The sequence below is a fragment of the Aeromonas sp. 2692-1 genome (genome assembly GCF_013085505.1).
GTDB classification, from domain to species: Bacteria; Pseudomonadota; Gammaproteobacteria; order Enterobacterales; family Aeromonadaceae; genus Aeromonas; species Aeromonas hydrophila.
Map to the genome: position 1 here is coordinate 2877190 of NZ_CP038513.1, position 14491 is coordinate 2891680.

Sequence of the window (14491 nt, forward strand, 5' to 3'; positions counted from 1 at the left end):
CAACAATGCCCTGCAATCGCAGGGCATTTTTCTTTTGTGTCGCTTATAGCGGTTGTGAGCGATTGGGTGCTAGGGCTTCTTTAGAGAAGCCACTGTGTCAAGTAGCCCATCATGACGGCCATCCCCAGTATGACGGTCAGGAACGCAAGAATCATAGGTGTTCTGAACATCGACTTGAGCAGGATCACCTCGGTCAGGCTGGCTCCTGCGCTACCGATAACCAGTGCCATCACCGCTCCCATGCCCATTCCTTTGCCCAGCAATACCGATGCCAGAGGGATAACGGCTTCTGCCCGGATATAGAGCGGAATACCCACAACTGCGCTGAACGGGATCGCCAGCGGGTTGTCTGCCCCGGCGTGGGCCGCTATCCATTCGGCGGGGATGAAACCGTAGATAAATGACCCTATCAGCACCCCCAGCAACAAGTAAGGAAACACGTCTTTGAATTGTTGCCAGGCATCGAGACGCGCTTTGGCGAAGGCAGTGGGAATGACTGGAGCCTGAGTCAGTGCCGCAGTGCCATCTGCGCAGCAAGAGAGAGTTGGTGCGGCCTCATCGGGTTGTACGGTACAGCAAGATGTCTGGGCTTTTAGCGGTTTGATGGACTTGATAGCCTTGCTTGAGCAGCAAGCTGTTGCATCCACACTGGCAGGTTCTTGTGTCGTGGTGCTACAGCCGGTGCCGCAGCTACTTTGCTTGGCCTCTTTGGGGTCAATGACATGACGCTCGAAACCCAGCATGTCCAGCAGCATACTCGCCAGCACTGAAACGCCTGCTGCAATCACGGCATACAGTACCGTCACTTTCCAGCTGAAGGTGGCCCACATCAGGCCGACGATGATGGGGTTGAGCAGCGGTGAGACAAACAGGAAGGTCAGGGTTGGTCCAAAACCGGCTTTGGCAGACAAGAGTCCGCGCAGCATAGGGATGGTTGAGCAACTGCAAAAAGGGGTCAAAGCGCCAAGTGCTGCTGAAATAAAATAGCCTCTGCCTTTTCGTGCCCCCAGCATGGCCTGGATCTTGGTGTCAGGTATCTTCTGGCGGATCAAGCTGACCCCGGCACTGATCACCAGGAACAGCACAGAAAGCTCAAAGGCCAGGAACAAAAACATCTGAGATGCATCTGTCAGCATGGTTAACCAGTCATTCATCTTCATGTCCTGTTTGATTTACTATATTTCCAAAATAATCGAATCATTGGGGTGGTCAAGATATTTCTGGTATTATCGAAATATACGTTCTCGAGAGGAGTGAGCTATGCAATTGGAAGAGGTTGCCAAGGCATTGAAAGAGCTGGGTCATCCGACTCGTTTGTTCATTTTCAAGCATTTGGTCAAAGCGGGGGAGCAAGGCTTGCCTGTTGGAGACTTGCAAAAGCAGCTCGCGATTCCCGCATCGACCCTAAGCCACCACATTGCCGCGCTGGTCTCGGTTGGTCTGGTCAAGCAGAACCGGGAGAGCCGCACCCTGCTGTGCGTCTCTCAATACGACGTGCTGGAAGAGATCATCGCGTTTTTCCGTGAAGAGTGTTGCGTAAATGGTCGCTCAACCTGAACAGATTCACAGCAGTACCAAGCTGCCTTGATCATTTCAACTGTTCTTGTATAGTTGTAATGATGAGATGATTGATAGAGGTTCACATGAATAAAGATATTGCTACTAAAGTCTTCGAGTCTCTGTCGTCCGGCATCCGCCTCGATGTATGGCGCCTGTTGGTCAAGGCCGGGCTGGAAGGGCAAGTCGCCGGCCAGTTGGCCAGCGAGCTCGACATTGCTCCCAACACGCTTTCATTTCATCTGAAAGCCATGCTGCATGCGGGCTTGCTCTCGGTGGAGCAGGAGGGGCGCTTTTTACGCTATCGCGCCAACATTCCCCTGATGCTCGACTTGATCGGTTATCTCACCGAAGAGTGCTGCGCCGGTCATCCGGAAGCCTGCGGGGTGATGAGGGCTGAGTCTGGCTGCTCACCCCATGTATTGCCTGCGCAGCCATGCTGCAATAAGGAGTAGACCATGAGACTGATACAAGTTTTTGACCCGGCCCTGTGCTGCTCCAGCGGCGTCTGTGGCACAGACATTGACCAAAATCTGGTGATCTTCGCTGGCGATGCCGAGTGGCTCAAGCAGCAGGGGGGATCTCTATATCGCTTCAATTTGGCGCAACAACCTCTGGTTTTTGCTGAAACCCCGGCGGTGGCTTCTTTCCTGGAACTGTCCGGTGAAGAAGGGCTGCCTGTGATCCTGGTGGATGGCCAGGTGGTTCTCACCGGTCGTTATCCCAGCCGCGCTGAATTGATGCGTTATGCCGGACTTGAGTCACCAAAAGCGGCTGACGTCGATGGCGAAGAAGTTGAACAGCCAGCAGCCGAGCCCAACAAAGCCGGTGCCATCAAAGGGATAGTCAAGAGTGGATGCTGCTCCGGCAGCAGTGGTTGCTGCTAGGCGCCATCGCCTGGCTGGCAAGTTCTCTGCTCGGTCAATTGCCCCGTTCTTCCTGATAGGAGTCTCTCATGTCCCCGTTGCTGAACTACTCGTTTCTCAATGATGCGCCCCCCTTTCTCTTTTTCACCGGCAAGGGGGGGTGGGTAAAACATCGCTGGCATGTGCCAGTGCGGTTGCCTTGTGTGACAGTGGCAAACGGGTACTGCTGGTCAGCACGGATCCGGCTTCAAACGTAGGCCAGGTGTTCGACACCCAAATAGGCAACAGCATTACCGCCATCGCGGCAGTCAGTGGGTTATCAGCACTGGAGATTGACCCGCAAGCGGCCGCAAAAGCTTATCGCGAACGTATCGTTGGCCCGGTGCGCGGCAAGCTGCCCGAGAGCGTGGTACGCAGCATTGAAGAACAGCTTTCCGGTGCCTGTACCACGGAGATCGCCGCCTTTGACGAATTCACCGCGCTCTTGACCGACAGCTGCCTGGTGGGGGAATACGACCATATCGTGTTCGACACGGCGCCGACCGGTCACACCATCCGTCTGTTGCAACTGCCGGGGGCATGGAGCGAATTTCTGGCGCAGGGCAAGGGCGATGCTTCCTGTCTGGGGCCATTGGCCGGGCTGGAAAAACAGCGCAGCCAATACGCAGAGGCTGTTGCGGCCCTTGCCAATGCCGGAAAAACCCGGCTTATTCTGGTGGCCCGGGCGCAAGCCTCGACCCTGCGGGAAGTGGCGCGTACCCATGACGAACTTGCCGCTATCGGCCTTGCCAATCAGCAACTGGTCATCAATGGCATCTTCCCCCAAAGCGAGCTGGCGGATGATCCCCTGGCGACTGCCGTATGGCAACGTGAGCAGCAGGCGATGGCTGATATGCCAGCGCTGCTGGCCAGTTTGCCACAAGACAGCGTGCCGCTGTTGGCGACCAATCTGGTGGGCGTGGACAGCCTGCGCCAGTTACTCGGTGCAAGCCCCGTCAGTGGGGTTAATGAGATCGCATGCAGTGCCGCCGAGTCATGCAACCAGCAGCACCCCGGATTGAAGCAACTGGTCGATGAGCTTGCTACTGATAGTCACGGGCTCATCATGCTGATGGGCAAGGGTGGGGTGGGTAAAACGACATTGGCGGCGGCAGTGGCGGTAGAGCTCGCCAGCCGGGGTCTGCCAGTTCACCTGACCACTTCAGATCCCGCTGCCCATCTGGGAGAGACCCTGGCTGGCGCCTTGCCCAGCCTGGAGGTCAGCCGTATCGATCCTCACGCCGAGACCGAGCGTTATCGTGCCCAGGTGCTGGCCACCAAGGGGGCGAGTCTGGATGCCCAGGGCCGCGCCCTGCTGGAAGAAGATTTGCGTTCCCCCTGCACCGAAGAGATCGCCGTGTTTCAGGCCTTCTCGCGGATCATTCGCGAGGCGGGCAAGCGCTTCGTGGTGATGGATACCGCCCCCACTGGCCATACCCTGCTGCTGCTCGATGCGACCGGTGCCTATCACCGCGAGATCGCCCGTCAGATGGGGGGCAAGGGGATGCACTTCACCACCCCCATGATGCAGTTGCAAGACCCGAAACAGACCAAGGTGATGATCGTCACCCTGCCCGAACCCACTCCGGTACAGGAGGCGACCAACTTGCAAGCCGACTTGCGCCGCGCCGGTATCGAGCCCTGGGCCTGGGTAGTCAATCACGTGTTGGCTCCGACCCGTGTCACCTCGCCATTGCTGGCCCAGCGAGCGTATCGCCAGCAGCCCCATATCGACGCGGTCAAGCAGGAACATGCGAAGCGTTATGCCGTGGTGCCCTTGCAAGCTGTCGAGCCGGTGGGGGTGAAAGCGCTGCAAGATTTATGTCACTCCATCCCCAAGTCGGGGTGAGTGCATCAGCCCCCTCTAGCTTTAATTCTGATTTACCTCATATACGGAGTCTTTTGATGAATACCAGTATTTGCTGCGATCTGCCCGTCAGCAAAAAAATGCGTTTTCTAGACCGCAATCTGACCCTCTGGATCTTTGTCGCCATGGGCATCGGGGTTGGGATTGGCTATTTGTTTCCCCAGGTCTCCGAGTGGAATGAGGCCATGTCGGTCGGGACCACCAATATCCCGCTGGCCATTGGCCTGATCCTGATGATGTATCCGCCGCTGGCCAAGGTGAACTACGGCACCATGGGGGCCATGACCCGGGATCGCCGCGCCATCACCCTCTCGCTGGTGATGAACTGGCTGGTTGGCCCCATCTTGATGTTCGTCATCGCGCTGGTGTTTTTGCACGATCAGCCGGGCTATATGGTGGGGCTCATCTTGATAGGCCTGGCGCGCTGCATCGCCATGGTGCTGGTGTGGAACGATCTCGGCGGCGGCAGCAAGGAGTACGGCGCCGGCCTGGTGGCGCTCAACAGCGCGTTCCAGATCCTCACCTACAGCCTGATGGCCTGGTTGTTTATTACCGTGCTGCCGCCGCTGTTTGGCCTGCAGGGCTTTGCGGTGGACATCACCATGCTGGATATTGCGCAAAGCGTGCTGATCTATCTGGGCATTCCCTTCCTGGCAGGCTTCTTGAGCCGTCACTATCTGGTCAAGGTTAAAGGGGAGAAGTGGTACTCCGAGCGTTTTATTCCGGCAATTTCCCCCATCACGCTTATCGCGCTGCTGCTCACTATCGTGCTGATGTTCAGCCTCAAGGGGGAGATGATCGTCGAACTGCCCATGGATGTGCTGCGGGTCGCTGTACCCTTGGTGGTCTACTTCGTGCTGATGTTCTTCACCAGCTTCTTGGTGGGCAAGAAACTGGGCATCCCCTATGACAAGAATGCCTCCATCGCCTTTACCGCCACTGGCAACAACTTCGAGCTGGCCATCGCCGTCGCCATCGCGGTGTTCGGGCTTAGATCGGATCAGGCCTTTGCCGGGGTGATCGGCCCGCTGGTGGAGGTTCCCGTACTGATCGCCCTGCTCAATGTCGCCCTGCGCATGAAGCGCTCTTATACCAACCCAGAGAACCCATCATGAATGACGCTCAAATCACCATCTACCACAACCCGGCCTGCGGCACTTCCCGCAATACGCTGGCCCTTATCCGCAACTCAGGCGTTGAGCCGACCGTCATCCATTATCTGGAGACACCGCCCAGTCGCGACACCCTGCTGGCCTTGATTGCCGCCATGGGCATGCCGGTTCGCGACCTGCTGCGCCAGAACGTGCCCCCCTATGAGGCGTTGGGACTGGCCGAGAACAAGTTCAGCGACGATGAACTGGTCGATGCCATGCTGGCGCACCCCATTCTGATCAACCGTCCCATCGTGGTGACACCGCTTGGCACCAAGCTGTGCCGCCCGTCAGAACTGGTGCTGGAGATACTGCCGAGCCCCCAGCAAGGAGCCTTCAGCAAGGAAGATGGAGAGCAGGTGGTGGATGCACAAGGCCGGCGCATCGGCTGACCCCGGCACTCAGGTGAGTGGCGATGATGTTGGATCGCCATGAGGGGGTGGTTGCCTTGCCGATTGCGTTCGGGGCAGGATGAGGGGCGGGGCGATTGACTCGGCCCTGATCCCGCACAAATTCAGCACAAGGAGTGGCAATGGACAGTACCCAGCGATTCTCGACCCGGGTCGAGGCCTATGTGAAATATCGGCCAAGTTATCCTGCCGCCATGCTCGATTTTCTGGCCAGCGCGTTGGCCATGGGGCCGGCTGCCCGGGTGGCCGACATCGGGGCCGGCACCGGCATCCTGACCGCGCTGCTGGCCCCCCGGGTGGCGCGGGTCTGGGCGGTCGAGCCAAATGCGAAGATGCGCGGGGCGGCCCGGCACCAGCTGCAGTCAGTGACCAATGTCGAGTGGCAGGATGGCAGTGCCGAAGCCACCGGTCTGGCAGACGGGTCGGTGGATCTGGTGACGGTGGCGCAAGCGTTTCATTGGTTTGATCGCGCCGCCTTCAAGCAGGAGTGCCGGCGGTTGCTCAGACCCGGTGGCCGGGTCGCCCTCATCTGGAACGACCGGCTGACCGACACCCCATTTCTCAAGGCTTATGAGGCGGGCCTGCGTACCTATTCGGGAGATTATGAGGAGGTCAATCACCGCAATCTGGGCGAAGGGGACTTTCAGGCCTTCTTCGAGGGGGAGTACCGGCTCGATCGTTTCGCCAACCGCCAGCTGTTCGATCTCGACGGCGTGCTGGGGCGGCTCAACTCCTCTTCCTATGCCCCGGTGGCCGGCTCGCAAGCCCATGCCGCGCTGACGGCGCTGATCGCGCGGGAATTTGCCCGCCATGCGGTCGATGGCGTGATTGCCTTCAACTACGACACCCTGCTCTACAGCGGTCGGGTGTAGCAGTCGGGGATAGCAAGGGGCCCAGATAAACAGCGGGCCCTTGCCACCGGTGGCGAGGGCCCGCAAGGGCATGGCTGATCCTGTTCGCAGCGGTGGGCTGTGGTGCCTGCGCTAACTCTTGTTCAACCCCAGCATGGCCATCGCCTTGGCCAGGGTATCGACGGACTCCTGATGCTTGCCCGCCTTGTGCAGGACTTCCCCCTCGGCTCGCAGCTTCTTCACCTCGGCCAGCTTGTCGGCGCTGAGGGCGGGTTTGGCGGCGAGGGCATCATCGATCTTCTTCATGTCGGCGGGGCAGTGAAAGGCGAGGGCGCTGCCGGTAAAGAGCAGGCTGGCCAAAAGCAGGGCTGGTTTCATGTCGGTTGTCTCCACAGTGATGACCATGATGGGACGCTCCATCATGGGATACCCAGCAAGCATAGCCCGCGGTCCGCGCCTTGGCGGGGCGCTCGGGTTGAAGTGGGCGGGAAACAGACGGTACCATGGTTGTTTTGCTCACGATTGAGCCAATCAGGGAGACCCCATGACACTCGCAAGGTTCCTCTCACCCCTGACCAGTCTGGTGATCTTCATTCTGGGCCACGGCATGTTCAACACCCTGCTGACGGTGCGCCTGTCTGCCGAGCAGGTATCGGCCCAGGCCATCGGCCTGGTATCGGCCGCCTACTTCGGCGGTCTGGTGCTGGGGGCCTTCGTCAACGCCCGCCTCATCATCCGGGTCGGTCACATCCGGGCCTATGCGGCCTACGCCTCCCTGCTCTGCTTTCTGTTTCTGCTGCACGGCATGGTGGTGGAGCCGCTGAGCTGGGCGGCGCTGCGGCTGGTGGGGGGCTTTGCCACCGGCGGTCTGTTCGTGGTGCTGGAGTCCTGGATGCTGGTCTCCAGCACGCCAGCCAACCGGGGCCGGCTGATGTCCCTCTACATGATCCTGCTCTACGGCTCCCTGGCCATGGGGCAACTGCTGCTCAAGTGGGTGGATCCCATGGTGCTGACTCCGTTCGCCCTGTGCGCCATGGCGGCGACCCTGTCGGTGATCCCGCTGGCGATTTCCCGGGTAGCGACCCCGGCCATGGTGGCACCCCAGCCGGTCGGCGTGCTGGAGCTGGTGCGTCTCACCCCGGCGGGGATGGGCAGCAGCTTTACCTCCGGCCTCATCCTCGGGGCCATCTACGGCCTGCTGCCGCTCTATTTTACCGACAGCGGTTCGTCGCTCTCCAAGGTGGCGGACATGATGGCGCTGGTGATCCTGGGGGGCATGTGCCTGCAGTACCCCATCGGTCGTCTCTCCGATCGCTATGACAGGCGGCTGGTGATCCTGCTGCTTGGCGCCGTGCTGGTGCTGCTGGCCCTGTTGATGGTGCTGCTGCCCGCCGGCTGGCGCGAGCCGCTGATGGGGGGCCTGGTGTTCCTGCTGGGCGGCATGGCGTTCTCCATCTATCCCTTGAGCCTCAGCCATGCCTGCGACGAGCTGCGCCCGGATCAGGTGCTGGGTGCCAATCAGGGGCTGTTGCTCGCCTACAGCCTGGGGGCCATGACCGGGCCGCTGCTGGCACCTTTTGTCATGGCGCAGTTCGGGCCAGAAGGGCTGTTCGTCTACTTCGCCCTCTGTGGCCTGCTGCTGACAGGATATCTTGGCTGGCGCAAGCGGCAGCGAGCGCCCATTCCACTGGCCGATCATCAGGTGTTCATCCCGGTGCCGCCCAATACTCCCATGACGGCGGAGTTGGAGCCGAGAACGGATCTGGCGGGGGAGGCGGTGCCCGCCAGCTATGCCACCCCCGGATCGGATGAGGGCCAGCAGTCAAAAGCAGGCTGAGTCGCGGGTGCGTAGCAACAAAAAAAGCCGACTCTGTGAGTCGGCTTTTTGTTCATCTGGTCGCTATCAGGCGGTGACGGCGTCAGCTTTGGTCGCTTCCGGCGCCGGATTGCGAATGAGGTAATCAAACGCTCCCAGTGCGGCGGTTGCCCCGGCGCCCATGGAGATGATGATCTGCTTGAACGGCACCGTGGTGGCGTCCCCTGCGGCGTAGACGCCGGGCAGGGAGGTGGCGCCCTTGGTGTCGATCTCGATCTCGCCAAAGCGGGTCAGGGCCACGTCGCTCCCCTTGAGGAACTCGGTGTTCGGCACCAGACCGATCTGGACGAAGATGCCGGCCACCGCCAGATGCTTGATCTCGCCGGTGGTGCGATCTTCGTAATCCATGCCCACCACCTTGCTGCCATCACCGATCACTTCGGTGGTGCGGGCGCTCATGATGATGTCGATGTTGCCCATGGAGCGGGCCTTCTTCTGCAACACCTCGTCGGCGCGCAGGGTGTCGGCAAACTCCACTACGGTGACATGCTCGACGATACCAGCCAAGTCGATGGCGGCCTCGATGCCGGAGTTGCCGCCCCCGATCACCGCAACCCGCTTGCCTTTGAAGAAGGGGCCGTCACAGTGCGGGCAGTAGGCCACGCCCTTGGTGCGGTACTCGAGCTCGCCCGGCACGTTCAGGTCACGCCAGCGGGCACCGGTCGCCAGGATCACGGCGCGGCTCTTCAAGGTGGCGCCAGAGGCGAGATCCACATTGACGTAGCCATCCTTGCTGATGGCGGCGGCGCGCTGCTCGGTGATCACTTCCACACCGTATTGCTTGACGTGCTGCTCCAGGCTCGCGGCCAGCTTGGGGCCTTCGGTATAGGGCACGGAGATGAAGTTCTCGATGCCGACGGTGTCCATCACCTGGCCACCGAAACGCTCGGCGACGATGGCGGTGCGAATGCCTTTGCGAGCGGCATAGATGGCGGCGGCGGCGCCAGCCGGGCCACCACCGACGACCAGTACGTCGTAAGGCGCTTTTTCGTTGAGCTCCTCAGCCTTGCGTTCGGCGGCGCCAGTGTCGAGCTTGGCGACGATCTCTTCGAGCGAAATGCGGCCCTGGCTGAACGGCTGACCGTTCAGGTAGACGTTCGGTACCGCCATGATCTGACGCTCATTGACCTCGTCCTGGAACAGGGCACCGTCGATCATGGTGTGGGTGATGCCGGGGTTCAGGGTGGCCATCAGGTTCAGCGCCTGCACCACGTCCGGGCAGTTGTGGCAGGAGAGCGAAATGTAAGTCTCGAAGTGGAACTCGCCCTTGAGGTTGCGGATCTGCTCCTGCACGGCCGCATCGGCCTTGGAGGGGTGACCGCCGCTTTGCAGCAGGGCAAGGACCAGGGAAGTAAATTCATGACCCATGGGGATGCCGGCAAAATGAACGCGCGGGGCCTGGCCCTTCGGCGCGACGCTCATGGAAGGCTTGCGGGCATTGGTGCCAGAGGTCTGGGTAATCTTGGGGGACATCTCGCTGATCTCTGTGGCCAAGGCCAGCAGTTCGGCGGATTTGTCGCTGTCATTGCCGGACACGCTGATCTCGATGGGATTGACGATGTACTGCAAGTAACCGTTGAGTTGTTGTTTGAGGTTGGTATCCAACATCTTCGAATTCCTTCTTTTGATTGCGGGTCGGCGTTTTGTCAGGCCAGAAAGCAGACCGGCCCTTGATTGGGCCGGTCTTCAGAGCGGGGAGGCTTAGATTTTGCCTACCAGATCCAGGGACGGGGCCAGGGTGGCGTCGCCTTCTTTCCACTTGGCCGGGCACACTTCACCCGGGTGAGCGGCAACGTACTGAGCGGCTTTGACCTTGCGCAGCAGTTCCAGGGCGTCACGACCGATGCCGCCAGCGTTGATCTCGACGATCTGGATGATGCCTTGCGGGTCGATGACGAAGGTACCGCGGTCAGCCAGACCGGCTTCTTCGATCATCACGCCGAAGTTGCGGGTGATGGTGCCGGTCGGGTCGCCGATCATCGGGTACTGGATCTTCTGGATGGTGTCAGAAGTGTCGTGCCAGGCCTTGTGGGTGAAGTGGGTGTCGGTGGAGACGGAGTAGATCTCGACGCCCAGCTTCTGGAATTCGGCGTAGTTGTCAGCCAGGTCACCCAGCTCGGTCGGGCAAACGAAAGTGAAGTCAGCCGGGTAGAAGAACACCACGGACCACTTGCCTTTCAGGTCAGCGTCAGACACCTGAATGAATTTGCCATTGTGGTAGGCGGTGGCGTTGAACGGCTTGATTTCAGTGTTGATGTAGGTAGACATGTATTTGCTCCTTGGTGATGTACATATGCCTGTCTGGGTTTGAAGAGTCGTGCCGGACGAGGCGTTTAACTTTCGATGGATTCATCATAGGGACTTTTCCTAATCGATCAAAGCCGCAATTTTGAATCACTTAAATCTACTTATTAGATAAACCATGGCTGCTGTACCTAACATGAATATCGCCGGCATGCTGGGATAACTCCTTGTCGAGATTCAACATCTGTGCGCGGCTTCGGCTTTTCAAGAGGCAAGTGGCAGTCTGCCAACCGCAGAGAGGTGGGGGGTTGCCGCCTTGCGACGCACAGGCGCCGGCACGCACGGGGTTAGGGGAGGGGAATTGCGCGGATAAAAAAATCCCGGCGTCGTCGCAAGGACAAGGCCGGGTCATCAAACAAGGAATGGCTATATAAACAAAAGCTTTACAGCAAAGACTAACTACGGGGTGTGCAAACTTGCAGACATATGAGAGGAAGAGGACGGGTGCACAATCCCTCGTCTTCCGCTCGGCAACTATTGCATGACGGCCATGATAGTGTGATGCAGATCACAAAGCAAGGTTGTGGTGTAATTTTTCAATCAAAATGAAAGGGTTTCAGCTTTATTGCCGATCAAGTACGCTGAAAACGCTTTTATTGTAATTTTATTACATGAAATTGAGATCAAAAGTCGCCAAGCGGCTCCTGCTCCTCCATCAGTTCCAGCAGGTTGATGGCGACGGCAATGAAGTCCGACTCGGTGACGATGCCGATCAACTTGCGTCCTTTGAGTACCGGCAGGCAGCCGTATCTGTGTCGTTGCAGGTAGAGCGCCGCCTCCTTGATGCCGGCGTGGGGATCCACGCTCGCCACCTGGCGGGTCATGATCTCGTCGAGCTGCACGCTGTCGGTGAACTCCGCCTCCCGCTCAGGATTGATCAGCAGCAGTTTGGACTCGCGGGTGGCCAGGATGTCGGAGAGGGTAACCAGGCCCAGCAGATGATGCTGTTCGTCAACGATGGGGATGTGGCGGATCCGCTCCTGCTGCATCAGATCCATCGCCTGTTTGACGCTGTTTTCCGGACCCAGGGTGAAGGGGTGTTCAGTCATGATCTCGGATAGGGTCATCATGGTGGGCCTCCTTGTGTATCTGCTTTCACCCTAGCCCAGCCCCCCTCGGCAAAACATGATCAGGGTCAATACAAAACCTTAAAGGTTTTTTAACTGGCCCTGCTTCACATAATTGCTCGCTATCCCTTGTCTCCCTTGGGTTTTTGGTCTTTTGGGTTGCCTTGGAAGAAGGGGATAACTAGACTAGCCGCCGATTCCCCCCGAGGTGAAAGATGCAAGTATCCGATTTTCATTTTGATCTGCCAGACGAGCTGATTGCCCGCTATCCCATGACGGAACGTACCGCCAGTCGTCTGTTGCAGCTCGATGGTCAAACTGGCGCACTGCGCCACGGTCAATTTGTGGATGTGCTGGACCAGCTCAACCCCGGCGATCTGCTGGTGTTCAACAACACCCGTGTCATTCCGGCGCGCATGTTTGGCCAGAAGGCCAGCGGCGGCAAGCTGGAGGTACTGGTGGAGCGGATGCTGGACGAACACAGCGTGCTGGCTCATGTGCGCTCTTCCAAATCGCCCAAGCCCGGTACCCGGCTCATTCTGGATGGAGGGGCCGACGGCGAGAAAGTCGAAGCCGAGATGCGTGCCCGTCACGATGCCCTGTTCGAGATCCACTTCCTCGACCCCCGCCCTGTGCTGGAGATCCTGGAAGCCATCGGCCACATGCCGCTGCCCCCTTACATCGACCGTCCCGACGAGGATGCCGACAAGGAGCGCTACCAGACCGTCTACAACCAGAAGCCGGGTGCCGTGGCGGCGCCGACTGCCGGGTTGCACTTCGATGAGCCGCTGCTCGAGAAAATTCGTGCCAAGGGAGTGGAAACGGCGTTCGTCACCCTGCACGTCGGGGCGGGCACCTTCCAGCCGGTGCGGGTGGACAAGATTGAAGATCACCACATGCACTCGGAGTATGCCGAGGTGCCGCAGGAGGTGGTGGACGCCATCGCCGCGACGCGCGCCCGTGGTGGCCGGGTGATTGCGGTGGGGACTACTTCGGTACGCTCGCTCGAGAGCGCGGCCAAGGTGACTCTGGCCCAGGGCAAGCCGCTGGCGCCGTTCTTCAGCGACACCGACATCTTCATCTTCCCCGGTTACCAGTTCCAGGTGGTCGATGCCATGGTCACCAACTTCCATCTGCCGGAGTCGACCCTGATCATGCTGGTCAGCGCCTTTGCCGGCTACGACAACGTGATGTCGGCCTACCAGGCGGCTGTGGCCGAGCAGTACCGTTTCTTCAGCTACGGGGACGCCATGTTCGTCACCCGTCGCCGGGCGCAGGCATAAGCCGCGCCCTTTATACCGGGCCCTCGGGCCCCCTACTGTCAGACTGTTTCTCTGACGCAACGAGGTAGCAATGAAATTTGAACTGAAAACCACTGACGGCCGTGCCCGTCGCGGCCAGCTGGTATTCGAGCGCGGCACCGTGCAGACCCCGGCCTTTATGCCGGTCGGCACCTACGGCACCGTCAAGGGGATGACCCCGGAAGAGGTGCGTGAGACCGGCGCCCAGATCCTGCTCGGCAACACCTTCCACCTCTGGCTGCGGCCAGGGCAGGAAGTGATGCGCGCCCACGGCGATCTGCATGACTTCATGAACTGGCAGGGCCCGATCCTGACCGACTCGGGTGGTTTCCAGGTGTTCAGCCTGGGGCACATCCGCAAGATCACCGAGGCGGGGGTGCACTTCCGTCACCCCATCAATGGCGAGAAGATCTTCCTCGACCCCGAGAAATCCATGGAGATCCAGTACGATCTGGGCTCCGACATCGTGATGATCTTCGATGAGTGCACGCCGTACCCGGCCACTTACGAAGAGGCGCGCAAGTCGATGGAGATGTCCCTGCGCTGGGGCAAGCGTTCGCGCGACAAGTTCGATGCGCTCGGCAACAAGAACGCCCTGTTTGGCATCATCCAGGGTTCCGTGTACGAAGATCTGCGGGATGTGTCGCTGGAAGGTCTCTTGGAGATCGGCTTCGACGGTTACGCGGTTGGTGGTCTGGCGGTGGGTGAGCCGAAAGAGGACATGCATCGCATCCTCGAGCACGTCTGCCCGAAAATCCCGGCCGACAAGCCGCGTTACCTGATGGGCGTGGGCAAGCCGGAAGATCTGGTGGAAGGGGTGCGCCGCGGCATCGACATGTTCGACTGCGTGATGCCGACCCGCAACGCCCGCAACGGCCACCTGTTCACCACCGACGGGGTGGTCAAGATCCGCAACGCCAAGTATCGCGAGGACACCAGCACCCTGGATGCCGACTGCGATTGCTACACCTGCAAGAACTACACCCGCAGTTATTTGTACCATCTGGACAAGTGCAACGAGATCCTCGGTGCCCGTCTGAACACCATCCACAACCTGCGTTATTACCAGCGTGTGATGCAGGGTTTGCGGGACGCGATCGAGCAGGGTAAATTAGACGACTTTGTAACTGAGTTTTACCGTCGGCAAGGGAAGCCCGTGCCTCCGTTAGCTGAAAATGACGTGAAATAACAACGATATATAA

Annotated in this window: 14 protein-coding genes and 1 pseudogene; 10 read left to right on the plus strand and 5 right to left on the minus strand. The window is 59.5% G+C overall.

Annotated elements, in window-relative coordinates:
* Positions 1-80: 80 nt before the first annotated feature.
* Positions 81-1154 (minus strand): permease, encoded by a 1074-nt coding sequence (locus E5E97_RS13675; RefSeq protein ID WP_171280434.1) that lies wholly within the window; start codon positions 1152-1154, stop codon positions 81-83.
* 106 nt (positions 1155-1260) lie between these two features.
* Here E5E97_RS13675 and E5E97_RS13680 point away from each other — a divergent pair, with 106 nt between their 5' ends.
* The 7 genes and pseudogenes from E5E97_RS13680 to E5E97_RS13710 all read left to right on the plus strand — a co-directional run bounded on the left by E5E97_RS13680 (position 1261) and on the right by E5E97_RS13710 (position 6762).
* Positions 1261-1557, plus strand: a complete 297-nt coding sequence (locus E5E97_RS13680; protein ID WP_011705611.1) for a helix-turn-helix transcriptional regulator — start codon at positions 1261-1263, stop codon at positions 1555-1557.
* Between the two features lie 86 nt (positions 1558-1643).
* Positions 1644-2012 (plus strand): helix-turn-helix transcriptional regulator, encoded by a 369-nt coding sequence (locus E5E97_RS13685; RefSeq protein ID WP_049049137.1) that lies wholly within the window; start codon positions 1644-1646, stop codon positions 2010-2012.
* 3 nt (positions 2013-2015) lie between these two features.
* Positions 2016-2444 (plus strand): arsenite efflux transporter metallochaperone ArsD, encoded by a 429-nt coding sequence (gene arsD, locus E5E97_RS13690; protein ID WP_166464393.1) that lies wholly within the window; start codon positions 2016-2018, stop codon positions 2442-2444.
* Positions 2445-2512: 68 nt separating this feature from the next.
* A pseudogene (gene arsA, locus E5E97_RS13695) lies at positions 2513-4311 on the plus strand (arsenical pump-driving ATPase).
* Positions 4312-4367: 56 nt separating this feature from the next.
* Positions 4368-5444: an ACR3 family arsenite efflux transporter gene (arsB, locus tag E5E97_RS13700; RefSeq protein WP_171280435.1), complete on the plus strand. Its 1077-nt coding sequence runs from the start codon at positions 4368-4370 to the stop codon at positions 5442-5444.
* On the plus strand, positions 5441-5872 hold the full coding sequence (arsC, locus tag E5E97_RS13705) for a glutaredoxin-dependent arsenate reductase (RefSeq protein WP_171280436.1): 432 nt from the start codon (positions 5441-5443) through the stop codon (positions 5870-5872). The genes arsB and arsC overlap by 4 nt, the downstream gene beginning before the upstream one ends.
* A gap of 140 nt (positions 5873-6012) precedes the next feature.
* The gene (locus E5E97_RS13710) at positions 6013-6762 is read left to right on the plus strand and encodes a class I SAM-dependent methyltransferase (protein WP_171280437.1); all 750 of its coding nucleotides are present in this window, start codon (positions 6013-6015) and stop codon (positions 6760-6762) included.
* 111 nt (positions 6763-6873) lie between these two features.
* Here E5E97_RS13710 and E5E97_RS13715 read toward each other — a convergent pair whose 3' ends face one another.
* Positions 6874-7119, minus strand: coding sequence for a hypothetical protein (locus tag E5E97_RS13715; RefSeq protein WP_029301252.1), 246 nt, complete (start codon positions 7117-7119; stop codon positions 6874-6876).
* A gap of 166 nt (positions 7120-7285) precedes the next feature.
* On the opposite strand from E5E97_RS13715, the gene E5E97_RS13720 reads away from it, so the two are divergent.
* A complete protein-coding gene (locus tag E5E97_RS13720; RefSeq protein ID WP_171280438.1) occupies positions 7286-8578 on the plus strand; it encodes an MFS transporter in 1293 nt (430 codons plus the stop codon).
* Positions 8579-8644: 66 nt separating this feature from the next.
* Here E5E97_RS13720 and ahpF read toward each other — a convergent pair whose 3' ends face one another.
* From ahpF to E5E97_RS13735, 3 genes are all read right to left on the minus strand, one after another.
* Entirely contained in the window at positions 8645-10225 is a 1581-nt protein-coding gene (gene ahpF / locus E5E97_RS13725) for an alkyl hydroperoxide reductase subunit F (RefSeq protein ID WP_166464398.1), read from the minus strand.
* Between the two features lie 93 nt (positions 10226-10318).
* Positions 10319-10885 carry an alkyl hydroperoxide reductase subunit C gene (gene ahpC, locus E5E97_RS13730; protein ID WP_166464399.1) on the minus strand — a complete coding sequence of 189 codons (567 nt, stop codon included), beginning with the start codon at positions 10883-10885 and terminating at the stop codon, positions 10319-10321.
* A gap of 659 nt (positions 10886-11544) precedes the next feature.
* Positions 11545-11991 carry a CBS domain-containing protein gene (locus tag E5E97_RS13735; protein ID WP_171280439.1) on the minus strand — a complete coding sequence of 149 codons (447 nt, stop codon included), beginning with the start codon at positions 11989-11991 and terminating at the stop codon, positions 11545-11547.
* Positions 11992-12203: 212 nt separating this feature from the next.
* On the opposite strand from E5E97_RS13735, the gene queA reads away from it, so the two are divergent.
* On the plus strand, positions 12204-13271 hold the full coding sequence (gene queA / locus E5E97_RS13740) for a tRNA preQ1(34) S-adenosylmethionine ribosyltransferase-isomerase QueA (RefSeq protein ID WP_011705623.1): 1068 nt from the start codon (positions 12204-12206) through the stop codon (positions 13269-13271).
* Between the two features lie 70 nt (positions 13272-13341).
* The gene (gene tgt / locus E5E97_RS13745) at positions 13342-14478 is read left to right on the plus strand and encodes a tRNA guanosine(34) transglycosylase Tgt (protein ID WP_016350389.1); all 1137 of its coding nucleotides are present in this window, start codon (positions 13342-13344) and stop codon (positions 14476-14478) included.
* The last annotated feature ends 13 nt before the right edge of the window (positions 14479-14491 follow it).